At 69.7% G+C, this 21,936-nt stretch carries 19 protein-coding genes; 9 read left to right on the forward strand and 10 right to left on the reverse strand.

The genetic code is table 11. The features are described from left to right. Positions 1–51: 51 nt before the first annotated feature. Entirely contained in the window at positions 52–1,320 is a 1,269-nt protein-coding gene (locus ACFW9Z_RS06005; RefSeq protein WP_384635009.1) for an MFS transporter, read from the forward strand. Positions 1,321–1,423: 103 nt separating this feature from the next. Here the strand turns inward: ACFW9Z_RS06005 and ACFW9Z_RS06010 are convergent, their stop codons facing one another. Continuing rightward, positions 1,424–2,866 carry a CCA tRNA nucleotidyltransferase gene (locus tag ACFW9Z_RS06010; protein WP_384635012.1) on the reverse strand — a complete coding sequence of 481 codons (1,443 nt, stop codon included), beginning with the start codon at positions 2,864–2,866 and terminating at the stop codon, positions 1,424–1,426. Between the two features lie 182 nt (positions 2,867–3,048). Between ACFW9Z_RS06010 and ACFW9Z_RS06015 the strand changes: the two genes are divergently transcribed. From ACFW9Z_RS06015 to trxA, 7 genes are all read left to right on the forward strand, one after another. Next, positions 3,049–5,343: a DUF6049 family protein gene (locus ACFW9Z_RS06015; RefSeq protein WP_384635015.1), complete on the forward strand. Its 2,295-nt coding sequence runs from the start codon at positions 3,049–3,051 to the stop codon at positions 5,341–5,343. A gap of 50 nt (positions 5,344–5,393) precedes the next feature. After that, positions 5,394–7,553, forward strand: coding sequence for a murein biosynthesis integral membrane protein MurJ (gene murJ / locus ACFW9Z_RS06020; RefSeq protein ID WP_384635017.1), 2,160 nt, complete (start codon positions 5,394–5,396; stop codon positions 7,551–7,553). A gap of 129 nt (positions 7,554–7,682) precedes the next feature. Continuing rightward, positions 7,683–9,440: a protein kinase family protein gene (locus ACFW9Z_RS06025; protein WP_384635020.1), complete on the forward strand. Its 1,758-nt coding sequence runs from the start codon at positions 7,683–7,685 to the stop codon at positions 9,438–9,440. A gap of 103 nt (positions 9,441–9,543) precedes the next feature. After that, positions 9,544–10,257: an RNA polymerase sigma factor SigM gene (gene sigM, locus ACFW9Z_RS06030; protein WP_384635023.1), complete on the forward strand. Its 714-nt coding sequence runs from the start codon at positions 9,544–9,546 to the stop codon at positions 10,255–10,257. Beyond that, positions 10,254–11,192 (forward strand): anti-sigma factor family protein, encoded by a 939-nt coding sequence (locus ACFW9Z_RS06035; protein ID WP_384635026.1) that lies wholly within the window; start codon positions 10,254–10,256, stop codon positions 11,190–11,192. Before sigM ends, ACFW9Z_RS06035 begins: the two co-directional genes overlap by 4 nt. Before the next feature lie 114 nt (positions 11,193–11,306). Then, on the forward strand, positions 11,307–12,278 hold the full coding sequence (gene trxB / locus ACFW9Z_RS06040; protein WP_384635029.1) for a thioredoxin-disulfide reductase: 972 nt from the start codon (positions 11,307–11,309) through the stop codon (positions 12,276–12,278). Positions 12,279–12,322: 44 nt separating this feature from the next. Next, positions 12,323–12,658: a thioredoxin gene (gene trxA / locus ACFW9Z_RS06045; protein ID WP_384635033.1), complete on the forward strand. Its 336-nt coding sequence runs from the start codon at positions 12,323–12,325 to the stop codon at positions 12,656–12,658. A gap of 97 nt (positions 12,659–12,755) precedes the next feature. On the opposite strand, the gene ACFW9Z_RS06050 is transcribed toward trxA, so the two are convergent. The 9 genes from ACFW9Z_RS06050 to rpmH form a co-directional block, all read right to left on the reverse strand. Next, on the reverse strand, positions 12,756–13,373 hold the full coding sequence (locus ACFW9Z_RS06050; protein ID WP_384635036.1) for a GNAT family N-acetyltransferase: 618 nt from the start codon (positions 13,371–13,373) through the stop codon (positions 12,756–12,758). Positions 13,374–13,692: 319 nt separating this feature from the next. Beyond that, positions 13,693–14,766, reverse strand: a complete 1,074-nt coding sequence (locus ACFW9Z_RS06055) for a ParB/RepB/Spo0J family partition protein (protein ID WP_384635039.1) — start codon at positions 14,764–14,766, stop codon at positions 13,693–13,695. Further along, positions 14,763–15,839 carry a ParA family protein gene (locus tag ACFW9Z_RS06060; protein ID WP_384635042.1) on the reverse strand — a complete coding sequence of 359 codons (1,077 nt, stop codon included), beginning with the start codon at positions 15,837–15,839 and terminating at the stop codon, positions 14,763–14,765. The genes ACFW9Z_RS06055 and ACFW9Z_RS06060 overlap by 4 nt, the downstream gene beginning before the upstream one ends. A gap of 223 nt (positions 15,840–16,062) precedes the next feature. Beyond that, on the reverse strand, positions 16,063–16,779 hold the full coding sequence (rsmG, locus tag ACFW9Z_RS06065; RefSeq protein WP_384635045.1) for a 16S rRNA (guanine(527)-N(7))-methyltransferase RsmG: 717 nt from the start codon (positions 16,777–16,779) through the stop codon (positions 16,063–16,065). A gap of 109 nt (positions 16,780–16,888) precedes the next feature. Continuing rightward, positions 16,889–17,398 (reverse strand): protein jag, encoded by a 510-nt coding sequence (locus tag ACFW9Z_RS06070; RefSeq protein ID WP_384635048.1) that lies wholly within the window; start codon positions 17,396–17,398, stop codon positions 16,889–16,891. Between the two features lie 14 nt (positions 17,399–17,412). Then, positions 17,413–18,660 (reverse strand): membrane protein insertase YidC, encoded by a 1,248-nt coding sequence (yidC, locus tag ACFW9Z_RS06075; RefSeq protein WP_384635051.1) that lies wholly within the window; start codon positions 18,658–18,660, stop codon positions 17,413–17,415. Between the two features lie 3 nt (positions 18,661–18,663). Continuing rightward, the gene (gene yidD, locus ACFW9Z_RS06080) at positions 18,664–19,023 is read right to left on the reverse strand and encodes a membrane protein insertion efficiency factor YidD (RefSeq protein ID WP_384635054.1); all 360 of its coding nucleotides are present in this window, start codon (positions 19,021–19,023) and stop codon (positions 18,664–18,666) included. After that, positions 19,020–19,391: a ribonuclease P protein component gene (gene rnpA, locus ACFW9Z_RS06085; RefSeq protein WP_073875176.1), complete on the reverse strand. Its 372-nt coding sequence runs from the start codon at positions 19,389–19,391 to the stop codon at positions 19,020–19,022. Before rnpA ends, yidD begins: the two co-directional genes overlap by 4 nt. 19 nt (positions 19,392–19,410) lie before the next feature. Continuing rightward, positions 19,411–19,548 carry a 50S ribosomal protein L34 gene (gene rpmH, locus ACFW9Z_RS06090; protein WP_003967884.1) on the reverse strand — a complete coding sequence of 46 codons (138 nt, stop codon included), beginning with the start codon at positions 19,546–19,548 and terminating at the stop codon, positions 19,411–19,413. Positions 19,549–19,929: 381 nt separating this feature from the next. On the opposite strand from rpmH, the gene dnaA reads away from it, so the two are divergent. Further along, entirely contained in the window at positions 19,930–21,777 is a 1,848-nt protein-coding gene (dnaA, locus tag ACFW9Z_RS06095; RefSeq protein WP_384635057.1) for a chromosomal replication initiator protein DnaA, read from the forward strand. Positions 21,778–21,936 lie beyond the last annotated feature (159 nt).

Below are 21,936 nucleotides of genomic sequence, written 5' to 3' on the forward strand. Positions count from 1 at the left end.
GTCCCCGGGCAATCTGCCCGCGGACCCCCGACGTGTGTGACGCTTGCTCCCATGTCTGTCGCGCGTGATCTGGGCCTGCTGCTGCGCCTGCGGAACTTCCGCCGCCTGCTCACCGTGCGGCTGCTCTCCCAGTGCGCCGACGGCGTCTACCAGGTCGCCCTGGCCGCGTACGTCGTCTTCTCCCCGGAGAGGCAGACGTCGGCGGCCGCCATCGCCTCGGCCATGGCGGTGCTCCTCCTCCCGTACTCGCTGATCGGCCCGTTCGCGGGCGTTCTGCTGGACCGCTGGCCCCGCCGCCAGGTCTTCCTGTACGGGAACCTCCTGCGGGCCTCCCTGGCCTGCTGCACGGCCCTGCTGATCCTCGCCTCGGTGCCGGACTGGCTCTTCTACGCCTCGGCCCTCTGCGTCACCGCCGTCAACCGCTTCGTACTGGCAGGGCTCTCCGCCGCTCTGCCGCGCGTGGTGGAGACGGAGCGGCTCGTCATCGCCAACTCGCTCTCCCCGACGGCCGGCACGCTCGCGGCCACGGCGGGCGGGGGCCTCGCCTTCATCGTACGGCTGGTGGCCGACGAGTCCGATGCGGCGGTCGTCCTGCTGGGGGCCATGCTCTATCTGCTCTCCGCGCTGGCCTCGCTGAGCCTGCCCCGGGCCCTGCTGGGACCCGACAACGACGGCCCCCCTCTGCGGCTGCGAGCCGCCCTGGCCGTCACCGCCCGAGGGCTGGTCGCGGGCGTGCGCCATCTGGGAGAGCGGACCCAGGCGGCCCGGGCGCTGGCCGCGATGACCGTGCTCCGCTTCTGCTACGGCGCGCTCACCGTGATGGTGCTCATGCTCTGCCGCTATGCCTGGTCGGACGACGAGTCCGACGGGCTGGCGCTGCTCGGCCTGGCGGTCGGTGTCTCGGGGGCGGGCTTCTTCACGGCCGCCGTGGTGACCCCCTGGGCCGTGGGGCGGTTCGGACGGTACGGGTGGATCGCGGCCTGCGCCGGATCCGGGGTGGTCCTGGTACCGGCCCTGGGGCTCTCCTTCTCCCTCGTGCCGATGCTGATCGCCGCCTTCGTGCTCGGCGTCGTGACCCAGGGGTCGAAGATCGCGACGGACACGGTCGTGCAGACCTCGGTGGACGACTCCTTCCGGGGCCGGGTCTTCTCGTTCTACGACGTGCTCTTCAACGTCGCGTTCGTGAGTGCGGCGGGGGTGTCGGCGCTGATCCTCCCGCCGGACGGCAGGTCCGTCACCGTGGTGGCGGGGGTGGCCGTGCTGTACGCGGGCGTCGCGGTGGTCATGTTCCGCCGGAGGTACACCAGCAGCGGCGGCTGACCGGTCCGGGATGTGGCGAGGGGCGTTGTTTCACGTGAAACAACGCCCCTCGGGACATCCGGGCCGGGGTGATGTTTCACGTGAAACATCACCCCGGCCGGACTCAGCCCTGCTCCGCCCACCATTCCTTCAGCGCCGCCACAGCCGCATCGCGCTCCATCGGGCCGTGCTCCAGCCGCAGCTCCAGCAGGAAGGCGTACGCCTTGCCGATCACCGGGCCGGGGCCCACCCCGAGGATCTCCATGATCGCGTTGCCGTCCAGGTCCGGACGGATGGAGTCGAGCTCCTCCTGCTCCTGGAGCAGGGCGATCCGCTCCTCCAGCGCGTCGTAGGTCCGGGAGAGCGCGTTCGCCTTGCGCTTGTTCCGGGTCGTGCAGTCCGACCGGGTCAGCTTGTGGAGACGTTCGAGGAGGGGCCCGGCGTCGCGCACGTACCGGCGGACGGCGGAGTCCGTCCACTCCCCGTCGCCGTACCCGTGGAAGCGCAGATGGAGCTCGACCAGCTTCGACACGTCCTTGACCAGGTCGTTGGAGTACTTCAGCTCGGTCATGCGCTTCTTGGTCATCTTGGCGCCCACCACCTCGTGGTGGTGGAAGGAGACCCGGCCGTCCTTCTCGAAGCGCCGCGTCCTCGGCTTGCCGATGTCGTGGAGCAGCGCGGCCAGGCGCAGGACGAGATCGGGGCCGTCCTCCTCCAGGTCGATGGCCTGCTCCAGAACCGTCAGCGAGTGCTCGTAGACGTCCTTGTGGCGGTGATGCTCGTCACTCTCCAGCCGCAGCGCGGGAAGCTCCGGCAGCACATGGCCGGCGAGCCCGGTGTCGACGAGGAGCCCCAGTCCCTTGCGGGGGTGGCTGGAGAGCAGAAGCTTGTTCAGCTCTTCACGGACCCGCTCGGCGGAGACGATCTCGATCCGGGCGGCCATCTCCGTCATCGCGGTGACGACATCGGGGGCGACCTCGAAGTCCAGCTGCGCCGCGAACCGTGCGGCGCGCAGCATGCGCAGCGGGTCGTCCGAGAAGGACTCCTCGGGCGTCCCCGGGGTGCGCAGCACTCGGTCCGCGAGATCCTTCAGGCCACCGTGCGGGTCAATGAACTCCTTCTGCGGCAGGGCGACGGCCATCGCGTTGACCGTGAAGTCGCGGCGTACGAGGTCTTCCTCGATGGAGTCGCCGTAGGAGACCTCGGGCTTGCGCGAGGTCCTGTCGTACGCCTCCGACCGGTAGGTGGTGACCTCGATCTGGTACCCGTCCTTCTGGGAGCCGACGGTGCCGAAGGCGATCCCGACCTCCCACACCGCGTCGGCCCACGGTCGGACGATGGCCAGTACGTCCTCGGGGCGGGCGTCGGTGGTGAAGTCCAGGTCGTTCCCGAGCCTGCCGAGCAGCGCGTCGCGGACCGAGCCGCCGACCAGCGCGAGACCGAATCCGGCCTCCTGGAATCGGCGGGCGAGGTCGTCGGCGACCGGGGACACTCGCAGCAGCTCACTCACCGCGCGATGCTGCACCTGGCTCAGTGCACTGGCGTTCTCTTCGTTGGCGTTCGGCACAACAGAAAAGGGTACGTGCACGGACCGGCCGGGGCGTCATCGTTTATCCGGACCCTGCGGCCCTCCCGCGATCATGTGAGCCGGACCCCAGCACTTCGGCCCTCCGCACCTCGTTACCATGCGGGGACGCAGGACCGACAACGATCGACGGACTCCGATGACGACGAGGGACGGGTAGGCGCGTGGCCGAGGCGGCAGACATCCAGGGGATGCGCTCTTCTCCTGCCCGCCGGTGGCTGCGGCGCACAGCCGCCGTGGTTCTCGGAGCACCGCTGCTGGCCGGTCTGCTGACGGCTCCCGCCGCCACGACCGCCGGGGCCACCGAGCCGGCCAAGGCCCCCACGGGCTCGCGCACGGTCGCGGTGTCCCTGAACACGATCTCTCCCGGCGCCCCCGTGGAGGGGGACACCCTGACCGTCTCCGGGACGCTCACCAACAAGGGCAAGGAGACGATCAGCGAGGCCGAGGTCGATCTGCGGGTAGGCCCCCGGCTCTCCGGCCGCGGCGAGGTCGACGATGCCGCCAAGCGGACCGGTTACGTCCCCGGCGCCGACCCGGCCGCGATCGACGACAAGTACGCGGTGAAGATCCCGAAGCTCCGCAAGGGGGTCAGCCAGAACTTCACGATCGCCGTCCCCGTCGACAAGCTGGACCTCGACGCCTCGGGCGTCTACCAGCTGGGGGTCTCGGTCTCCGGCCGTACGGCGGCCGTCCCCTACGAGCAGGTGCTGGGCATCCAGCGCTCGTTCCTGCCGTGGCAGCCCGAGAAGAGCGACAAGCGGACCAAACTCACCTTCCTGTGGCCGCTCATCGCCTCCCCGCACGTCACCGCGGAGACCCGCTCGAACCAGCAGCAGACACCGGTCTTCGCGGACGACGCCCTGGCCGACGAGCTGGCACCGGGCGGGCGACTGCAGCAGATGGTCTCCCTGGGCAGCGGGCTCCCCGTCACCTGGGTCGTCGACCCGGACCTGCTGGCGAGCGTCGCGGCGATGGCCGGGGGTTACGACATCAAGTCCGGTGACACGACCGTCCCGGGCAAGAACCAGGGCATCGCCAAGCAGTGGCTCACCGCCCTGCAGAAGGTGGTGGAGGACGGCAAGGTGATCGCGCTGCCGTTCGCCGACCCGGACCTGGCCTCCATCGCCCATCGGGGCAAGGGCGTCTCCGGCACGCTCAGCCATCTGCAGAGCGCCTCCACGGTGGCCGCCACCACGGTGGAGACGGTCCTCCATGTGAAGCCGTCCACCGACTTCGCCTGGCCCGTGAACGGCGTCCTGGATCCGGGGATCGTGGATGTGGCGACCTCTGCGGGCGCCCACCACGTGATCGCCCGCAGTGACAGCTTCCAGGAGACCGGCAGCCTGCCGTACACCCCGACGGCGGCCCGGCCGATCGGCGGGGGCACCACCGCGGTCGTCGCCGACGCCCGGCTGTCGACCGCGTTCGACCGCGACATGTTCCGGGCCGGCGCCTCGACGCTGGCCATCCAGAAGTTCCTCGCGCAGACCCTGGCACTGACCGAGCAGGCGCCGGACAACGAGCGCAGCATCGTCGTAGCGCCGCAGCGGATGCCCACGGCCGCCCAGGCCCAGACGATGGCCCGCGCCCTGGAGGCCCTGTCGGGCGACCGCTGGACCCAGCCGCTGGACCTGGTCGCCGCCTCCGAGGTGAAGCCGGACCCGAAGGCGACCACGAAGGTGCCGCGGGCCTCCGCGTACCCGAAGAAGCTCCGCAACCAGGAGCTGCCCACCCAGGCGTTCCAGGACATCCGGACGACCCAGGGCTCCATCGACAGCTTCGAGACCATCCTCACGCTGCCCGAGCGCGTGGTGACGCCGTTCGGCAACGCGGTCAACCGCTCGATGTCGACGTCCTGGCGGGGGCGCCCCCTGGAGGCGCAGAGCTACCGGGACGGCGTGCTCGAGTATCTGAAGGGCCTCACCGGCGAGGTCCAGCTGATCGACAAGTCCGACGTCACCCTCTCGGGCCGCAGCGCCACGATCCCGGTGACGGTGCAGAACAAGCTGGTGCAGGACGTCGACCGTCTCGTCCTGCGGCTGACCTCGGACAACATCCGGCTGAAGTTCAACGACGACGGGACGAAGGCCGAGCTCCCGGTCCGGATCGCGGCCGGGCACAGCCAGTCGGTGAAGTTCGACACGGCCACCAGCGCCAACGGGCGGGCCCAGGTGACCGCCCAGCTCTTCACCGAGGACGGCACCCCGTACGGCAAGGAGATGACCTTCACCGTGAAGGTCTCCGAGGTGACGCCCACCGTTCTCCTCGTCATCGCCGGCGGACTCCTGCTCCTGGTGCTGGCCGGCGTCAGGATGTACAGCCACCGCAAGCGCACCCTGGCAAGCGACACGGCCGACGGCGACGGCGGCGAACCCGAGCAGCCGAGTGACCCGGCCCCGGACACCGGACCGGAAAGCGGGGACCCGTCGGGAACGGGTGAGAAAGTGGACCGTTGAGCGATGTCTGGCGTGGCCGGTCGGCCGGGGACGATGAGGTAGGGGTTTCGATGAACGCGCCGTACGACGGTGACCGCGGCCAGGGCGCCGGCGGAGCGGGGTCCCCGTCCGGGCCCCCGGTTCCTCCGGGCGCGGACCAGGACGGCCGGCAGGTGCCGCCCGACCCGTACCTCCAGCACGCCTACGAGGACGACCCCTACCGGGCACAGGACCTGGCCGCCCAGGACCCGGTGGGCGAGGCGCTCTACGACCGGGCGTCCCACCCGCCGCCGCCCCCCGGCACCTACCAGGAGCCACAGGCGCTCTACCAGCAGCCGCCCCCCGCTCCGCACGCCCCCGACCCTCGCATCTGGGCCCAGACACCGCCCCCCGAGCCCTCGGGGCCCTCCCGCCACCTCCCGTACGGCGACCGCCCGGCGACCACGCAGTTCGTCGGCGTCGACGACCTGGTGACCAAGGCCTCGGACGACCGGCAGGAGCCGGACGCCTTCGCCCACCTCTTCCGGGACCAGGAGGGTTCGGGGAAGCCCCCCGGGCCGCCCGATCCGGAACCGGCACCCGCGCCCGTCCCGCCGAAGGGCGGCCGGGTCTCCGGAGTGCTGAAGTCCAGCGCGCTGATGGCGGCCGGAACCCTCGTCTCGCGGCTCACCGGCTTCATCCGTTCCCTGGTGATCACCGCGGCGCTCGGTGCCGCGCTGCTCGGCGACAGCTTCACCATCGCGTACACCCTGCCGACCATGATCTACATCCTCACCGTCGGCGGTGGCCTCAACTCGGTCTTCGTCCCGCAGCTCGTGCGCGCCATGAAGGACGACGAGGACGGTGGCGAGGCCTTCGCCAACCGGCTGCTGACCCTGGTGATGGTCGCGCTCGGCCTGATCGTGGCCGCCGCGGTCCTCGTCGCACCGGTACTGATCAAGCTGATGTCGAACACGATCGCCGACGACGTGGCCGCCAACAGCGTCGCCGTCACCTTCGCCCGGTACTGCCTGCCCACCATCTTCTTCATGGGCGTGCACGTGGTGATGGGTCAGATCCTCAACGCCCGGGGCAAGTTCGGCGCGATGATGTGGACCCCGGTCCTCAACAACATCGTCATGATCATCACGTTCGGGCTCTTCATCTGGGTCTACGGCTCCTTCTCCGAATCCCGGATGGGCGTGGACACCATCCCGCCGGAGGGCGTCCGGCTGCTGGGCATCGGCACCCTGCTCGGGCTCGTCGTCCAGGCGCTGGCGATGATCCCCTACCTGCGCGAGGCGGGCTTCCGCTTCCGTCCCCGCTTCGACTGGAAGGGCCACGGGCTCGGCAAGACGGTCAAGCTGGCCAAGTGGACCGTGCTGTTCGTCCTGGCCAACCAGGCCGGTGTCCTGGTCGTCACCCAGCTCGCCACCGCGGCGGGCAAGCTGTCCGGCAAGGACGGCACCGGCTTCCTGGCCTACTCCAACGCCCAGCTGATCTGGGGCATGCCGCAGGCCATCATCACCGTCTCCGTCATGGCCGCGCTGCTGCCCCGCATCTCCCGTGCCGCCCACGACAACGACCCCGGTGCGGTCCGCGACGACATCTCGCAGGGGCTGCGCAACTCCGCCGTCGCCATCGTCCCGGTCGCCTTCACCTTCCTCGCGCTGGGGCTGCCGATGTGCACCCTGCTGTACGCCTCCAGCGGCGCCGAGGCCGCGCGGTCCATGGGCTTCATCCTGATGGCCTTCGCCCTCGGCCTGATCCCGTACTCCGTGCAGTACGTCGTACTCCGAGGCTTCTACGCGTACGAGGACACCCGCACCCCCTTCTACAACACGGTCATCGTGGCCGCCGTCAACGCCGCCGCCTCCGCTCTCTGCTACGTCGTCCTGCCCGCCCGCTGGGCCGTCGTCGGCATGGCCTTCTCCTACGGTCTGGCCTACGCGGTCGGCGTCGGCGTCGCCTGGCGCCGGCTCCGCGTCCGGCTGGGCGGCGACCTGGACGGGGCGCACATCGTGCGGACCTACGCCCGGCTCTGCATGGCGGCCGTCCCGGCAGCCGTCATCGGCGGCGGCATCGGCTTCGCGATCCTCGAACTTCTCGGCTCCGGCGCTCTCGGGTCGCTGGCCGCACTGGTCTTCGGCGGCATCGCCCTGATGGGCATCTTCTTCGTCGCGGCGAAGAAGATGCGCATTGAGGAGGTCAACGGCCTGGTGGGCATGGTCCGTGGACGGCTCGGTCGCTGAATGAACGCACGGCCGCACAACCATCGCCGGACACCGCGTGTCGTGCATAGCGCCGGAGTGTGGGCACAATTGGCGTGACTGTGGCGAGCTGGCCGGCTTCGCGCAACGGATGGGGAGGCAGGAACGACGGTGGCGGAACGTAGCACGGCTGCCGTCGACGTGGCCGACAACGGCGGCAATGAGCCGCTGGCCGCCAAGGCGGACGAGGCGACGAACGACGGAACGACGCAAGCCGAGGACACCGAGGGCACGAGCCCCGAGAAGCCCGGGAGTCCCGAGGGCCGAGACGGCGGGCGGGTGCGTTCCGAAGCCGTTCCGGCGACCCCCGATGTGCACAGCGGCCACAAACTCGCCGGGCGCTACCGCCTGGAGGAGTGCGTCACCCGTCTGGACGGCTTCAGCAGCTGGCGGGCGGTCGACGAGAAACTGCGCCGCGCTGTCGGCGTCCACCTGCTGCCCGCGGACCACCCCCGGGCCCGTTCCGTACTGGCCGCGGCCCGGTCCTCCGCCCTCCTCGGCGACCCCCGCTTCGTCCAGGTCCTGGATGCCGTCGAGGAGGACGACCTCGTCTACGTCGTCCATGAATGGCTTCCGGACGCCACCGAGCTCACCGCTCTGCTGGCCGCCGGTCCGATGGACGCCCACGACGCCTACCAGCTCGTCAGCCAGCTCTCCCTCGCCATGGCCGCCGCCCACCGCGAGGGGCTGACGCACCTTCGCCTCACCCCCGGCGCCGTACTGCGCAGCTCCACCGGCCAGTACCGGATCCGCGGCCTCGCCGTGAACGCCGCCCTGCGCGGCATCACCTCCTCCCGCCCCCTGCGCCAGGACACCGAGGCGATCGGCGCACTCCTGTACGCGGCGCTGACCAAGCGCTGGCCGTACGAGAGCGACGCGTACGGCCTCTCCGGGCTGCCCAAGGGCATGGGCCTCATCGCCCCGGACCAGGTCCGCGCCGGTGTTCACCGCGGTCTCTCCGAGCTCGCCATGCGCGCGCTCGCCAACGACGGTGCCACCGCCTCCCGTCAGGAACCGCCCTGCACGACTCCGGAGGAACTGGCCAGGGCCGTCGCGGCCATGCCGCGCATCCTGCCGCCGGAGCCCACGTTCGCCGCACAGCCCGTCTACCAGCAGCCCGCCTACCAGCGGACGACCTATCAGCAGGGCACCTACGGACGGCCCTCCAGCCATCCGCCGTCCGTCACCCAGCCCCCCGTACTGGCGGCCCCTCCGGCACCACTTCAGAGCCGCACCGGACGGGTGCTCAAGTGGAGCGTCTCCGCCCTTCTCATCGCCGCTCTGGGCCTCGGCAGCTGGCAGCTCGCGGAAGCTCTGCTCGACCGGAACAAGAGCTCCGACGACACCGGCGTCACGCAGCCCACCGATGACGACAAGAGCAAGGAAAAGCCTCCGCCGCCGCCGGCCAAGCCGCTGACCATCGCGGGGGCCACGGAGTTCATGCCAGACGGTTCGGGCATCAACCAGGGGGGCGTGGAGAACACCATCGACGACGACTCCGGCACGTCCTGGATCACTCCCCGCTACCAGACCTTCCCGAACTTCGGCAACCTCCCGCAGCGCAAGCAGGGCAGCGGGATCATCGTCGACCTGGGGCGGGTCCAGGAAGTCCGCGGTATCGAGGCCGACATGTACCGCAGAGGTCAGACGGCCACCGTGCTCGCCGCGGGACCGGACGCCTCGTCACCCTCCTCACCGGCGGACTTCACCCAGCGGATCGTCGAGAAGCAGGTCATGGGCAAGACGCTCAAGGAGGAGCTGAAGAAGCCCGTCCGGACGCGCTACGTCCTGATCCACATCACCGAGCTCCCGTCGGACGGCACCGGCGGCTTCCGCGGCGGGATCAACGACATCTCCGTCCTCGGCTGATCCACGGACCCGTGCCCACCATCCGTACCGGCCCGTGGATCACCGGGTGCGCGGCCCGTTAGTGTGGCGCCAGACATCGGATCCGGTTCGGAGGGGGAGCACGGTGGATTCCGTTCCACCAGAGGCACCGAGCGACGCGGACCTGCTCGCCCAGCATGTCGCGGGCGACCCCGACGCCTTCGGTGAGCTCGTACGCCGCCACCGCGACCGGCTCTGGGCCGTGGCGCTGCGCACCCTTGGGGACCGTGAGGAGGCGGCCGACGCCGTCCAGGACGCCCTCGTCTCCGCCTTCCGGGCCGCCCACACCTTCCGCGGCCAGTCAGCCGTCACCACCTGGCTGCACCGCATCACCGTCAACGCCTGCCTCGACCGGGTCCGCAAGGCGGCCTCCCGCAAGACGTCACCGGTGGACGACGCGGAACGGCTCGACCAGCTCCTGGAACCCCACGAGTCGGCCGAGGCTCCCGCCGAACGGCAGGATCTGCACCGCCAGCTCCTCGCCGCCCTGGCCACGCTCCCCGCCGAACAACGCGCGGCCCTCGTCCTGGTCGACATGCAGGGCTACCCGGTGGCGGAGGCGGCCAGCATCCTGGACGTGCCGACCGGCACCGTGAAGAGCCGGTGCGCCCGGGGACGGGCCAGACTGGCCCCCCTGGTCCGCCACCTGCGCGGCACCGGGGCCGAGGCCCCCGAAGGGGAGACCGGCACCATGGGAAGGAACCGGACGCCCGGCCCGTCCGTCCCACCTGCGTCAGGGCCGAAGGACGCAGGAGCAAGCGACCCTGCCGCCGCGAAGGGAGGAGGTGGACGCCCGTGACATCCACGACCGGCACGGATCAGCACCCGGAGGTCTCCGAGATCTCCGACCTCACCGAGGGGCTGCTCACCCCCTCCCGTACGGCGGAAGTCCGCAGTCACCTCGCGGAGTGCGAGCTGTGCGCGGAGGTACGGGACTCTCTGGAGGAGATCCAGGGGCTGCTCTCTGGCCTTCCGGACCCGGAGCCGATGCCCGAGGACATCGCTGCCCGCATCGACGCGGCCCTCGCGGCCGAGGCCCGCGAAGCCGATGTTTCACGTGAAACATCGACCACGGAGACCGGCGAGGCGCCTTCCGGGATGCCCCGGTCCGGGTCCTCCCCCGACCGCCCGGCAGGCCGGCCCCGGGCCGCCACCGGCCCCGGCCGCCGTCCCCGGCGCCGCCTTCGTGCGGCGTTCCTGGGTACCGCGTGCGGCGCCGCGCTCATCGGTATGAGCATCCTCTTCCTCCAGAACCTGTCGTCGTCCAACGACGCGACATCCGGATCGGCCGACAGGGCGATCACCGCCGAGGCGAGCGAGGCACCCAGCTTCTCCCAGGAAACGCTGGAGACCACGGTTCAGGACCTTCTGGCCGGTGGGGCGGGCGCGAAACAGTTCGACCTGCAGAAGCAGTCACCGAGCGTGGACGAACAGTCGGCGCCCGAGGCGGAGACGCCCGGTGTGGAGACGCCCGAAGGGACCGCCTCCAAGAATCCACTGAGCGCTCCTGCCATCGCCGTACCGCCGTGCGTGCAGCAGGCGACCGGTCGCACCACACCGGCCCTCGCTCTCGAAGAGGGGACCTACCAGGGGCAGGACGCCTTCCTCGTCGTCCTTTCGCACCCGAAGGACGGCTCGCGCGTCCAGGCCTACGTCGTGGCCGCCTCCTGCGTGGACACCGCTCCCGAGTCCACGGGACAGCTGCTGCACACCCAGGCCTACAACCGCCCCTGAGGACCGCTACGGCACGTCGGGAATGCAACACCCGTAGGATCCGTTGGGTGGGGTGAGAGTCGTTGAACCGACCCCGTAGGCAGTAGGCAGTCTGCAGAGACGAGGAAGAAACCCGTGAGCGACGTCCGTAATGTGATCATCATCGGCTCCGGACCGGCCGGGTACACCGCCGCGCTGTACACCGCTCGCGCCTCGCTGAACCCGTTGGTCTTCGAGGGCGCCGTCACGGCGGGCGGTGCGCTGATGAACACCACCGACGTGGAGAACTTCCCCGGCTTCCAGAACGGCATCATGGGCCCCGAGCTCATGGACAACATGCGGGCCCAGGCCGAGCGCTTCGGCGCCGAGCTGGTCCCCGACGATGTGGTCGCGGTCGACCTCACCGGTGACATCAAGACCGTCACCGACACGGCGGGCACCGTGCACCGTGCCAAGACCGTCATCGTGACCACCGGCTCCCAGCACCGCAAGCTCGGCCTGCCCAACGAGGACGCCCTCTCCGGACGCGGCGTCTCCTGGTGCGCCACGTGTGACGGCTTCTTCTTCAAGGACCACGACATCGCCGTGATCGGTGGCGGCGACACGGCCATGGAGGAAGCGACCTTCCTCTCCCGCTTCGCCAAGTCCGTCACGATCGTCCACCGCCGCGACACCTTGCGCGCCTCCAAGGCGATGCAGGACCGTGCCTTCGCCGACCCGAAGATCAAGTTCGCCTGGGACAGCGAGGTCGCCGAGGTCAAGGGCGACCAGAAGCTCTCCGGTCTGACGCTCCGCAACACCAAGACCGGCGAGACCTCCGAGCTCCCGGTGACCGGCCTGTTCATCGCCGTCGGACACGACCCGCGTACCGAGCTCTTCAAGGGCCAGCTGGAGCTGGACGACGAGGGCTACCTGAAGGTCGAGGCGCCCTCCACCCGCACCAACCTGCCGGGGGTCTTCGGCGCCGGAGACGTGGTCGACCACACCTACCGGCAGGCCATCACCGCCGCGGGCACCGGCTGCTCCGCGGCTCTGGACGCCGAGCGCTTCCTCGCCGCACTGGCCGACGCAGAGCCCGCCGAGCCGGAGAAGACCCCGGCCGTCTGAGCTTCCCCACCGCACGCCCACCCCGAGAGACTAAGGAGGCCGCCGTGGCCGGCGACCTGAAGCACGTTACCGACGACACGTTCGACGAGGTCGTCCTCAAGAGCGAGAAGCCCGTTCTGGTCGACTTCTGGGCTGCCTGGTGCGGCCCGTGCCGCCAGATCGCCCCCTCGCTGGAGGCGATCGCAGCGGAGCACGGCGACCAGATCGAGATCGTCAAGCTCAACATCGACGAGAACCCGGCCACCGCCGCCAAGTACGGCGTGATGTCCATCCCGACCCTGAACGTCTACCAGGGCGGCGAGGTCGCCAAGACCATCGTCGGTGCCAAGCCGAAGGCCGCGATCCTCCGTGACCTCGAAGGCTTCATCAGCAGCAAGTAACAGCGCTCCGGCGCGATGTTTCACGTGAAACGGGCCCACCCCCGCACCGGGGTCGGGCCCGTTCCGTATGCAGGGGCCGCTACGGGCCCGGCCGGGGTCAGAGCGGTCGCAGTGCCGGTTCCTTCTTGACCGCACCCAGCAGCCGGTCGAGTGCCATCTCCACGTCCTCCTTCCAGGAGAGCGTCGTCCTCAGCTCCAGCCGCAGACGTGGGTACCGGGGGTGGGGCCGCACGGTCTTGAAGCCGACCGCCAGCAAATGGTCCGCCGGGAGCACACACCCGAACGCCTCGTCCTGGGCATCCCCGAACGCCTCGATCGCCTTGAACCCCCGACGCAGTACGTCCTTGGCGACCGTCTGCACCAGGACGCGTCCGAACCCCTGGCCCTGGTACCCCGGAACGATCAGCCCGGTGATCAGCTGAACGGCGTCGGGGGAGACCGGACTGGTGGGGAAGGCCGTCGAGCGCGGGACGTAGGCGGGCGGTGCGTAGAGCACGAACCCCACCGGGACGTCGTCCACATAGACCACCCGGCCACAGGAGCCCCACTCCAGAAGCACCGCGGAGATCCAGGCCTCCTTCTCCAGCTCCGGCTTGCCCGCCTTTACCGCGGCTTCTCCGCTGACCGGGTCAAGCTCCCAGAAGACGCAGGCGCGGCAGCGCTCGGGGAGGTCTTGAAGGTTGTCCAAGGTGAGCGGTACAAGCCGACGCCCCATGGCGGCGATTCCTCACTTCCCTCGCCCGCCGCATCGCGTGCGGCCGCCAGCGCGTTCCGTTCATGGAACAGACTGCCGACGAATCCCCCGACGGCTCCCAGGCCCAGCCCGACCGTCACCAGCCGACTGCGGCTCACTGCTCGCAAGGTCCCCGCCCTCCTCCGAGGTCGATCACCGTGGATGCGCCATCCCAGATCGCATCGTATCCACCCAGAGGTGATGCGGATACCGAGAGAGGGCAAAGGGCGGACCGCGTTCCGGCAACCACCGGTACACGGCCCGCCCTCATGCGGTCCTGCGAGCTACGCCCCTGCCGGGCTCAGCCCTCGTTCTCCTCGCCGGGCGTCTCGGCGAGCTTGCGCTCCAGCACCTTTCCCTCGCCCGGGGCGAGGGAGCCGAGGATTCGCTCCAGATCCTCCATCGAGGCGAACTCGACGGTGATCTTTCCCTTCTTCTGGCCCAGGTCGACCTTCACGCGGGTCTCGAAGCGGTCGGAGAGCCGGGTCGCCAGGTCGGTCAGCGCGGGGGAGAGCCGCCCACCGGCCCTCGGGCCCTTCGGCTTCGGGGTGCTCGTGGGACGCGAACCCATGAGCGTCACGATCTCCTCGACCGCCCGGACCGAGAGCCCCTCGGCCACGATGCGGTGGGCCAGCCGGTCCTGTTCCTCGGAGTCGTCCACGGAGAGCAGGGCCCGGGCGTGACCGGCCGAGAGAACACCTGCCGCCACCCGGCGCTGGACCGGCGGCGACAGCCGCAGGAGCCGGAGCGTGTTGGACACCTGGGGCCGGGACCGCCCGATCCGGTCGGCCAGCTGGTCATGGGTGCACTTGAAGTCCTTGAGGAGCTGGTCGTACGCGGCAGCCTCCTCCAGCGGGTTCAGCTGAGCCCGGTGCAGGTTCTCCAGCAGCGCGTCCAGGAGGAGCTTCTCGTCGTCCGTGGCACGGACGATGGTCGGGATCCGCTCCAGCCCCGCTTCACGGCAGGCCCTCCAGCGGCGCTCACCCATGATGAGCTCGTAGCGGTCCGTCGCCACCTTGCGCACGACGACCGGCTGGAGCAAGCCGACCTCCTTGATGGAGGTGACCAGCTCGGCCAGGGCGTCCTCGTCGAACACCTCACGGGGCTGACGGGGGTTCGGCGTGATCGACCCGATGGGCAGCTCGGCGAAGTAGGCGCCGGACGCCCCCGCCTCCTGGTCCGGCCGGGACTCCGGCGCGGACGTCGGCTCCGGCACCACCGGGGACGACGGGAGGGCGGTCACCTTCGCGGCAGCCACACCCCGCTCCGTCGTCAGGACCGGCCCTCCGCCGGACGCCGGTACCTGCTTCTCCTGCGGAGCAGCGGGGATCAGTGCACCGAGCCCACGCCCCAGACCTCTACGTCGCTCACTCACTGGATGCCCTCCGAAACGTTCTGCTGGCTGTTCTGAATGCTCGTGTGGGCCTGCTGGGCCTCGTAGTGCACGCCGACGCCCCGCAGGGCGATCTCCCGGGCGGCTTCGAGGTAGGAGAGCGATCCGCTGGACCCCGGGTCATAGGTCAGCACGGTCTGCCCGTAGCTCGGCGCCTCGGAGATACGTACCGACCTCGGGATGCTCGTCCGCAGCACTTCCTTGCCGAAGTGGGTGCGGACCTCCTCGGCCACCTGGGAGGCGAGCCTGGTCCTGCCGTCGTACATCGTCAGCAGGATCGTCGAGACGTGGAGATCCGGGTTGAGGTGCCCCCGGACCAGGTCGACGTTCCGGAGCAGCTGCCCCAGCCCCTCCAGCGCGTAGTACTCGCACTGGATGGGGATCAGCACCTCTGCCCCGGCCACCATCGCGTTCACCGTCAGCAGGCCGAGGGAGGGCGGGCAGTCGATGAGGATGTAGTCCAGCGGCTGCTCGTACGCCTGGATCGCCCGCTGAAGCCGGCTCTCCCGCGCCACCAGCGACACGAGCTCGATCTCCGCACCGGCGAGATCGATGGTGGCGGGGGCGCAGAAGAGACCCTCGACGTCCGGTACGGGCTGAACCACCTCGGAGAGCGGACGGCTCTCCACCAGGACGTCATAGATCGAAGGGACATCGGCGTGGTGATCGATCCCCAGAGCTGTGGAGGCGTTGCCCTGCGGGTCGAGGTCGACCACCAGAACACGCGCACCGTGCAGGGCCAGCGAAGCAGCAAGGTTGACCGTCGTGGTCGTCTTGCCGACCCCGCCCTTCTGGTTGGCCACCACCATGACGCGGGTCCGGTCAGGGCGCGGCAGCCCCTCACCGGCACGGCCAAGGGCCTCGACCGCCAGCTGCGCGGCACGACCGATGGGGGTGTCGTCCATCGGCGGCGGTGTTTCACGTGAAACACCCTCCCCCACGGACTCGGTTCGGGGACCGGGGACCGGATCGGTCATCGGCCCCGCGATGTTGGCGTCGGACCGCAACGATTCACTCTCCTCGACTACAGGCTCGCAATGAGCAGAGCCTGCCATGCTTTCGGGGTCGTGAACCAGCGAGGCCCGCTGTTCTGTGGATGAATCCGTGGGTGTGGACAACTCGGTAACCCGTACGGGCTTCCGGTCGCGCGGTGTGGCAGCCGCACGACCGCGGCCGATGATTCCCTGCAGCAGAGAGCGACGTTTCACGTGAAACACGATGCCCCCGCAGTGCAACTACCGGGTCACGACACTCCGCAGGGGGCGCGGCCGACCCCCCTCAGCGGCGTCGGCGCGTGCGGCCCACCCGTGCGGCCTTGGCCCTCTTTGCGGCGAACCTCACACCGCCGGGGCTCTCGCCCACCACCACACGCACCACCGTGGAGAGCGGATCGACCACACCCTCACCGACCTGGAGCACCTCGGTCTCCAGCACCCCGAGCTTGCTCAGGGCCGCCCTGGCTCCGTTGATCTCTTCCTCGGCGGTGTCGCCCTTCAGCGCGAGCATCTCGCCGTAGGGACGCAGCAGGGGCACGCCCCAGCCCGCCAGCCGGTCCAGCGGTGCCACGGCACGGGCGGTCACGACATGGACGGGCTGGAGCGTCCCGAGGACCTCCTCGGCCCTTCCGCGCACCACCGTCACATGGTCCAGGCCGAGCAGTTCGACGACCTCCTGGAGGAAGTTCGTCCGGCGCAGGAGCGGCTCCAGCAAGGTGATCTTGAGGTCGGGGCGTACCAGTGCCAGCGGGATACCGGGCAGGCCGGCGCCCGAGCCCACATCGCAGACCGTGACGCCCTCCGGCACCACCTCGGAGAGGACCGCGCAGTTCAGCAGGTGACGCTCCCACAGCCGGGGCACCTCACGCGGCCCGATCAGGCCACGCTTCACCCCCGCGTCCGCGAGGAGCTCCGCGTACCGGACAGCCTCCGGGAAGAGCTCTCCGAAGACCGCCTGTGCCTCTTCAGGGGGCTGGGGGAGCTCTGCAGCGTCCGTCACGGGGACCGTCCTTCCGTACCGCACTAGCGCACTGGGGGTGGCTGACTAACAGGCTGACAAAGATCGGCCCCGCCTGCGAACAGACGGGGCCGACAGTACAAGGATCCGGTCAGGCCGGGAGAACGACGACGAAGCGCTGAGGCTCCTCGCCCTCCGACTCGCTCCGGAGACCGGCCGCGGCGACCGCGTCGTGCACGACCTTGCGCTCGAACGGCGTCATCGGGTCCAGCTTGACCGGCTGGCCCGAGCTCTTGACGTCGTTGGCGGCCTTGGCACCCAGCTCGGCGAGGATCTCCCGCTTCTTGGCCCGGAAGCCGCCGATGTCCAGCATCAGACGGCTGCGGTCGCCGGTCTCCCGGTGCACGGCCAGCCGGGTCAGCTCCTGGAGCGCCTCCAGCACCTCACCGTCGCGGCCCACGAGCTTCTGGAGTTCGCGTGCCGAGTCGCTGATGATCGATACCGCGGCCCGGTCCGCCTCGACGTCCATGTCGATGTCGCCGTCGAGGTCGGCGATGTCGAGCAGGCCTTCGAGGTAGTCGGCTGCGATCTCCCCCTCCTGCTCCAGGCGGGTCAGAGTGTCGCTGCCCTCGGCGGCCTTGGAGGTGGTGCCTTCCGTCACGGGTGGACTCCTTCTTACTTCTTGGACGGGTGCTTGGGCCGCTGCGGGCCCTTGCGCTGCCCGGACTTGGCTTGGCGTGAGGAGCCGGAGGCGGTCTTGCGCGCCGACGTCGGCTTGTCGTCCTGCGATGCGTCCCGCTTCTCCAGCGAGGTCTTGGCGTCGGCCTCGTCCTTGGCACCGCCGGAGGCGGGGGTGTGGCCGGCCGTCTGCCGCTTCGCCCTGGGCTGGCGCTTGGGCTGCTGGCGCTTGGGCGCCTCGGCCTCGGGAACGACCTCGCCCTTCTTGACGGTGCCGTCCTCCTGGGCCACGAGACCCATCTTGCTCAGACCGGTGATGAACTTGCGCTCGATGTCATTGCGGTCGGGGCCCTTGGCCACGATCGCCTTCACGGTCCTGCGCTGCGTCCGGCCGCGGACCTGGCCCCTGGAGTCCACCCGCTTGAGGACCCGCTGGAGGTAGGCGTCCTGCGCCTTGCTGCCCGGCGTCGGGTTCTGGTTGATCACGTACATCTGCTGACCCATGGTCCAGACGTTGGTGGTCAGCCAGTAGACGAGGACACCGACGGGGAAGTTGACACCCATCACGGCGAAGATGACCGGGAAGATGTACATCAGCATCTTCTGCTGCTGCATGTACGGGGTCTTCACCGTCAGGTCGACGTTCTTCGTCATCAGCTGGCGCTGGGTGAAGAACTGCGACGCGGACATCAGCACGATCATCAGCGCGGTGACGACGCGGACGTCGGTCAGGGAGGCATCGAGCGAGTTGAGCTTCTCGACGCTGTCCGTGAACTTCGCGGCGAGCGGGGCGCCGAAGATGTGGGCCTGCCGGGCGCTGTCGAGCAGCTCCTGGTTGATCGCGCCGATCTTCTTGCCCGAGGCGATGGACGAGAGCACGTGGTACAGGGCGAAGAAGAACGGGGACTGCGCCAGGATGGGAAGGCACGAGGAGAGCGGGTTGGTGCCCGTCTCCTTGTACAGCTTCATCATCTCTTCGGACTGACGCTGCTTGTCGTTCTTGTAGCGCTCCTGGATCGCCTTCATCTTCGGCTGGAGCACCTGCATATTGCGGGTCGACTTGATCTGCTTCACGAAGAGCGGGATCAGGCAGATCCGGATCAGCACCACCAGGGACACGATCGACAGACCCCAGGCCCACCCGGAGTCATCGCCGAAGAGCGCCCCGTAGACCTTGTGGAACTGGACGATGATCCACGACACAGGCGTGGTGATGAAGCTGAACAGACTGGCAATCGTGTCCACTAATCAGGCTCCTTGAGCTTTGGGCGAGGTCTCTGTGGCCGGGCTCGGGGATTCGGAGACCGACCCCCCGGACGGCACATCAGCGGCGGGCTCCCCGCCCTTGCCGCCGCGCAGGCCGTTGCGCAGCAGCTGGTGCCACCGCGGACGCTTGCGTTGCGGGACATGGTCCACACCGCCGGGTGACCACGGATTGCACCGCAGGATGCGCCAGGCGGTCAGCGCTGTTCCCTTGATCGCACCGTGCCGGTCGATAGCCGTATATCCATAGTGGGAACACGACGGGTAGTAACGGCAGACAGGCCCGAGGAGTGGGCTGATCGTCCACTGGTACAGCTTGATGAGGGCAAGCAGCGGGTACTTCATCTCGCGCCCCCTCCCAGCAGCCGCTGAAGGGCGGCATCCAGGTCTCGGGCCAGCTGTGCATGGTCGGCGTCGCCCGCACCGGGCAGCGCTCGTACGACAACAAGGCTACCGGGGGGCAGCTGAGCCAGCCGATCGCGGACCAGGTGGCGAAGTCTCCGCTTCACCGCGGTGCGTACGACCGCACCACCCACCGCTTTGCTGACAACGAAACCCGCACGCGGCGGGGGAACAGTCTCCCCCGTCACGTGCGGGTCCGTTTCACCGCTGCGTAGATGGACGACGAGCAGTGGACGTCCGGCTCGACGTCCTCGTCGTACCGCGGTCGCGAAGTCCTCGCGCCGCCTCAGCCGATTCTCGGTAGGCAGCACGTCATGGACCTGTGAGCGATCAGGCGGACAGGCTGCTGCGGCCCTTGCCGCGGCGGTTCGCGAGGATCGCACGGCCGGCACGGGTACGCATGCGCAGACGGAAGCCGTGGGTCTTGGCGCGACGGCGGTTGTTCGGCTGGAAGGTGCGCTTGCTCACTCGGGGGCTCCAGAAATGATTCGTGTCTTGGCGGGACATCGCCTGGCTGTCACCGTGCGCCCACGAGGAACTCGCGTAAACGCCTTAGTGCACCGCTTCACAATCACAGATCGTGATCTTTGCCCATCGGAGGCAGGCGGCAGCAGCCATCGACAACTCGACCTGGTCACGGTACGCGCGGCTACGCCATCCGGTCAAACCGGCTCCGCGCGACCCCCCATTGTGCACAGCCTGTGGACAACAACTTGAACCGCGCGGCCCGGCCTGACTACCGTGGCTGAACTCCGGTTCTTTTCCTTCCCGACTGCCGGGCCTCACCCATCCCGACCCATCCCGTCCCGAGAACCACACATTCGTGGGACATGCGAGAGAGCGTGCCTTGTGGCTGACGTACCTGCCGATCTTGCCGCAGTGTGGCCACGAGTGCTGGAACAACTCCTCGGGGAGGGCCAGCAGGGCATCGAGCCGAAGGACAAGCAGTGGATCGAGCGCTGCCAGCCGCTGGCACTCGTCGCCGACACCGCGCTCCTGGCCGTCCCCAATGAATGGGGCAAGCGCGTCCTGGAGGGCAGGCTCGCGCCGCTCATCAGCGAGACGCTGACCCGGGAGTGCGGCCGTCCCATCCGGATCGCGATCACGGTCGACGACTCCGCGGGGGAACCGCCCGCCCCGCCGGCTCCCCCGATGCACCAGTCGCACCAGAGCCAGCAGGGCCACCGCTACCAGGGGCAGCCGCGCGACGACGGACGCGACGACGGGTACGACGGCTACGGCCACCGCCCCTCCGACGACGGCATGCCGACGGCCCGCCCGGCCTACCCCGACTACCAGCAGCAGCGCCCCGAACCGGGCGCCTGGCCGCGCACCCAGGAGGACCTGTCCTGGCAGCAGCCGCAGCACGGGGGCTACCGGGACCGCGAGCAGCCCGCCTCCGACACCTACCGCGAGACCGAGCCGTACCGCGAGCAGCCCGCCGAGCAGTGGCGTGAGCCGTACGGCACCGGGCGCCCCCAGCAGCCGCAGCACGACTACCGCTCGCAGCCGCCGGAGCGCCAGGGGTACGAGCAGCAGCGCGACCGGCACGATCAGCACGACCAGCAGCACCGCCAGGGCGGGCCCGGCCCCGGCCGTACCGGCGGCCCCGGTCCCGGGCCGATGGGCGCCCAGCCGGCCCCCGCGCCGGGCCCCGGCGAACCGCACGCCCGGCTCAACCCCAAGTACCTCTTCGACACCTTCGTCATCGGCGCCTCCAACCGGTTCGCGCACGCCGCGGCCGTCGCCGTCGCCGAGGCGCCCGCGAAGGCGTACAACCCCCTCTTCATCTACGGGGAGTCGGGGCTCGGGAAGACCCACCTGCTGCACGCCATCGGGCACTACGCGCGCAGCCTCTACCCGGGCACCCGGGTGCGGTACGTGAGCTCGGAGGAGTTCACCAACGAGTTCATCAACTCGATCCGCGACGGCAAGGGCGACACCTTCCGCAAGCGGTACCGCGATGTCGACATCCTCCTCGTCGACGACATCCAGTTCCTGGCGAGCAAGGAGTCGACGCAGGAGGAGTTCTTCCACACCTTCAATACGCTGCACAACGCGAACAAGCAGATCGTGCTCTCCTCGGACCGGCCGCCCAAGCAGCTGGTGACGCTGGAGGACCGGCTGCGCAACCGCTTCGAGTGGGGCCTGACCACCGATGTCCAGCCGCCCGAGCTGGAGACCCGGATCGCCATCCTCCGTAAGAAGGCGGTGCAGGAGCAGCTCAACGCGCCTCCGGAGGTGCTGGAGTTCATCGCCTCACGGATCTCGCGCAACATCCGCGAGCTGGAGGGCGCGCTGATCCGGGTGACGGCCTTCGCCTCCCTCAACCGGCAGCCGGTGGACCTCGGGCTGACCGAGATCGTGCTCAAGGACCTGATCCCGGGCGGCGAGGAGTCGGCCCCGGAGATCACCGCGCCGGCCATCATGGCGGCCACCGCGGACTACTTCGGCCTCACGGTGGAGGACCTCTGCGGCTCCTCGCGCAGCCGGGTCCTGGTGACGGCCCGCCAGATCGCCATGTATCTGTGCCGGGAGCTCACGGATCTCTCGCTGCCGAAGATCGGCGCGCAGTTCGGCGGCCGCGACCATACGACGGTGATGCACGCGGACCGGAAGATCCGGGCCCTGATGGCGGAGCGCCGCTCCATCTACAACCAGGTCACCGAGCTCACCAACCGCATCAAGAACGGCTGACGGAAGCCGCTCCAGACGTCACCGGGCCTCTCGGCGTCGTGGCGTCACGGCGTCACGGCGTCACGACGTCGGGTCCCCCGGTCCCCACAGAGCCTAAAGGCGCGCACGGAAGGCGCCCCCCACCCAACACTAAACGTCCCCGCGGGGCGCGTTTAGGGG

The organism is Streptomyces sp. NPDC059452, from assembly GCF_042750035.1.
Classification (GTDB): domain Bacteria; phylum Actinomycetota; class Actinomycetes; order Streptomycetales; family Streptomycetaceae; genus Streptomyces.

What these genes read in the sequence shown, in the direction of transcription:
- ACFW9Z_RS06005 (WP_384635009.1), top strand. Translation starts at nt 52, where the DNA reads ATGTCTGTCGCGCGTGATCTGGGCCTGCTGCTGCGCCTGCGGAACTTC.
- murJ (WP_384635017.1), top strand. Translation starts at nt 5,394, where the DNA reads ATGAACGCGCCGTACGACGGTGACCGCGGCCAGGGCGCCGGCGGAGCG.
- ACFW9Z_RS06050 (WP_384635036.1), bottom strand. Translation starts at nt 13,373, where the DNA reads ATGGGGCGTCGGCTTGTACCGCTCACCTTGGACAACCTTCAAGACCTC.
- ACFW9Z_RS06060 (WP_384635042.1), bottom strand. Translation starts at nt 15,839, where the DNA reads ATGGCAGGCTCTGCTCATTGCGAGCCTGTAGTCGAGGAGAGTGAATCG.
- yidD (WP_384635054.1), bottom strand. Translation starts at nt 19,023, where the DNA reads ATGAAGTACCCGCTGCTTGCCCTCATCAAGCTGTACCAGTGGACGATC.